Origin of the sequence: Caballeronia ptereochthonis (assembly GCF_001545075.1) — a bacterium.
In the GTDB taxonomy this organism is placed as follows: Bacteria; Pseudomonadota; Gammaproteobacteria; order Burkholderiales; family Burkholderiaceae; genus Caballeronia; species Caballeronia ptereochthonis.
The window spans coordinates 1-3,205 of the sequence record NZ_FCOB02000081.1 but is presented as its reverse complement, the minus strand read 5'-3'; the positions used below and the strand labels follow the sequence as shown (position 1 = coordinate 3,205).

Below are 3,205 nucleotides of genomic sequence, written 5' to 3'. Positions count from 1 at the left end.
ATCGCGAGCCTGAGCCGTGACACGACGAGCACCAACGCGCAGGTGGCGAAACTGCCGGACGTGAACGACATCCTCGTCAGGCAGGCCGATACCATGAATGCGGCGAGCGCGGCGGGTGAAGCGGTTTCGCGGCGCATCGGCGACTACGCGAACGACAAGTTCAACGAAACGGGCGATCCCGCGTGGGATGAGGGCGGGGACAACAGGACGGCACTCCATATTGCAGGCGGAGCGCTGATCGGTGGTCTTGGCGGTGGCGCGTTCGGTGCGGTTGGCGGCACGGCGGGTGCAGGCCTGGCTGCGAAAATGGCAGACCAGTTGGACCAGATCTCGAAGGGAGTAGGATCGGCAACAGGTTCGGAGTTGCTCGGCAACCTCACCGCGAATGTGGTGGCAGGTGTCGGCGGAGCGCTGGTCGGTGGCGGAGCGGGAGCAGCCACGGCATCGAACGTCGAGCTGTATAACCAGACCATGCACCGCAAGAAGAATGATCTGATAGCGCAGGTGTGTCCGGCAACCGGGCAGTGCGACGAAACGGTTCTGAATGCGGCGATTCAGGCACAGAGGGATAATGCGGCGGCGGCCTCGGAGAACATGAAGACGGCGGCCATTTACGGCGCTCCGGCTGCTGTCGTGATTGCTCTTGGGCCTGAAGCCGTGACGGCCGCGGCGCTTGCAGGTGGCCTTGACTACGCGGGAAGTGCTTACAGTTATGCGACAGGGCTTACCAGGGACGCGCCAAGCGTTACGAATTCGTATATTGCTGGGGTCGTTGGTGGTCTAACGTATCCTTTTGCAATTGGTGGTGCTGCAATCTCAGGAATGGGAACGGCGGGAAAAATCGCGGCCAATATGTATAACGCGGGAGTGGCGGGCGTTGGCGCGTTTGGTACAGCGGGTATGACGAGAAGTAATCCGAATGGCGCTGCGGCTGCCGCTACGATTGCGACAGCTGCTGGTGCTGGAGCACAGATTATCTTCCCCGGGGCATTGGGCAATCTCCTAAACCAAATGATTCAGGGCGCAGCTGGTCCGGTTCAAAACGCTGTCCAGAACGGTCTCTCTAAACAATGAAGCGCAAAGAAGCAGCATCAATGACGCAACGGTACGTAAAGGCTTATCTATCGCTATTAGGAATCGTTGCCGCCTTTGCGGGCGTGTCGATCGCTCAAGGTGCCGGCTGGAGGCCTGTGTTGGCGGGAATGCCACTCTATGTGATTCTATTTGTGGCGATCACATATAAGTTAGTAAAGGAGATTGTGGCGTCGCGAAAGCGAGAGCGTAACCAAGGCTCGATGGGAGATAGTGACCACTGACAATATCTCCGATGGGCCGAGGGTGGTAGCGCTCGCGCAGCGATGCACGCGGCGGGCGCGGCGATGGTGGCAGGGCTAGGTGGCGGAAGCGCGATTGGCGGCGCAGCGGGTGCAGCGATCGCATCGATTGCGGCCAACAATCTGAACCGACTGAGCGATGGAATCGCGGACAGCGCGGGCGGTAGCGACGCGGCGGCGGCGCTCGGCAACATCGTATCGAATGTGATCGCCACGGGTGCCGGTGGGGTGATCGCGGGTAATTCGGGGGCGTCCTCCGCGAGCAACGCGGATCGCTACAATAACCAACGGCACAAGAAGGTCGACGACCGACCGGGCCACGAGAACACGGCGGGTAACGATGTAACGGACACGCACCTGAACATCTTGCCCACGGCGGGCGGTGCGATCTCTGGAGACGCGCAGCCTGAGACGTTCACCGTGGGCGGCGGCGGCGCGATGCCAATGCCATCGGCAAGCGACGATGCACCAAAAGCGCCGATTTTCAATCCGGACGGTGCAGCTCGCGCTGCGAAGAATGGCAGTAATTGGTCTTCGGGTTCGTTGTCGGACACTGTGACGCGAATTGCCGGCTCTAGCCCTACGGTTTCCTATACCGATTCGGGAAAGACGATATATACCAACCCGAACACTGGGGCCGCTGTTGTTTACGACAATGCAGGAAACTATTATCGCGTACAGAATGCTTCCGGCTAATATCTCGACAAGAGCGGACAGTCACTGCCGAATAACGTGCCCACGATCGGGCCGAACAAAACGATCCAAACCGGCATTCCGTCCGGCATACGGCAAGGGCTAACGCACTACAAGAACACGGATAAATGAAGGGTAAATCATGAGAATGCAAGTCTCTAAGGTATATAGAGTTTCACTGGACGGCAGCTCTTCGGACTCTTCTGTATTCGAGCTGTCCGGAAACCTGTCGGAGTGGCTTTTTTCCGTCGGATTCTGGAGGTCGTTCAACTTGCGGCACGGGACAATGTTCGACCAGTTCGAGGAAGATGAAGCCGACACAAAGACCGTAAGCGCGGTTGCCACAGCGTTTGCCAACTTGATTCGTTCTATTGAAGCTAAACAGCCTGAGACGATCCAGTTCGTTTATAGGCATCTTAGCGATGGCACCACTATCTCCGCGACAGTCGAGAAAGCCGAACTCTTGACTGAAATTAGATCAATGCATGATTTTCTAGTCCATGCGGTAGAGATGAAATCGACGCTTACTTTCGCGCTATAGCCTTTAATGTCCTTCCTCCTAGAGGCAAAAAGTCGTGCATTGGATCTGTGTTGCAATCATGTTCGCGATTATCGGTGGTCTAGCAATTAAAAAATTCTTCTTCAGTTATCGTGAACACGACGCTGGTGGATGCGGCAGGCGTCAGTTCGGTGGCGGGCGGCAGCCGCGTCCAGCAAACGCTGGTGGGCGCGCAGGGCACGATCGCCTCGACGGGCGACATGGTGATCGGAGCCGGCCACGATCTGACGGTGCATGGCGCGACCATCGCGGCGGGCGGCAACGCGCAGATCGCGGCGGGCAACAGTATCCTCGTCGATGCGGTGCAGTCGAACACGTCGCAATCGGTGACCAAGAACGCCGACCACCATTGGGAAGAGAACACGACGATCAACCAGACGAGCGGCATCCGAGCAGGCGGCAGTCTGGCGATGCAGTCGGGTAACGACATGACGTTCAAAGGCGCGAGCGTGCGCGCGGGCGGCGATTTGGGCGTCGCTGCAGGCGGCAACCTGACCGCGACGACCATCACCAATACGCTGAAGTTCGATAACGTCGCGACGGATGACCGTGACAAGCTGGTTCAGCACAACTACGACGAGCAAACGAAGGGCACGACGTTCGCGGCGGGCGGCAGCGC

General features: G+C 58.5%; 3 protein-coding genes and 1 pseudogene. All 4 read left to right on the top strand.

Annotation, left to right across the window (positions count from 1 at the left end; all coding sequences use genetic code 11):
• Window positions 1-1,074 (top strand): annotated as a pseudogene (locus tag AWB83_RS37585) (hemagglutinin repeat-containing protein); the annotation flags it as partial.
• 284 nt (window positions 1,075-1,358) lie between these two features.
• Window positions 1,359-2,030 carry a hypothetical protein gene (locus AWB83_RS35455; RefSeq protein ID WP_087050252.1) on the top strand — a complete coding sequence of 224 codons (672 nt, stop codon included), beginning with the start codon at window positions 1,359-1,361 and terminating at the stop codon, window positions 2,028-2,030.
• A gap of 139 nt (window positions 2,031-2,169) precedes the next feature.
• The gene (locus AWB83_RS36630; RefSeq protein WP_159463106.1) at window positions 2,170-2,568 is read left to right on the top strand and encodes a hypothetical protein; all 399 of its coding nucleotides are present in this window, start codon (window positions 2,170-2,172) and stop codon (window positions 2,566-2,568) included.
• Window positions 2,569-2,678: 110 nt separating this feature from the next.
• Window positions 2,679-3,205 (top strand): hemagglutinin repeat-containing protein (locus AWB83_RS35445; RefSeq protein ID WP_341866753.1); only part of this gene is annotated, 527 nt, incomplete at its 3' end.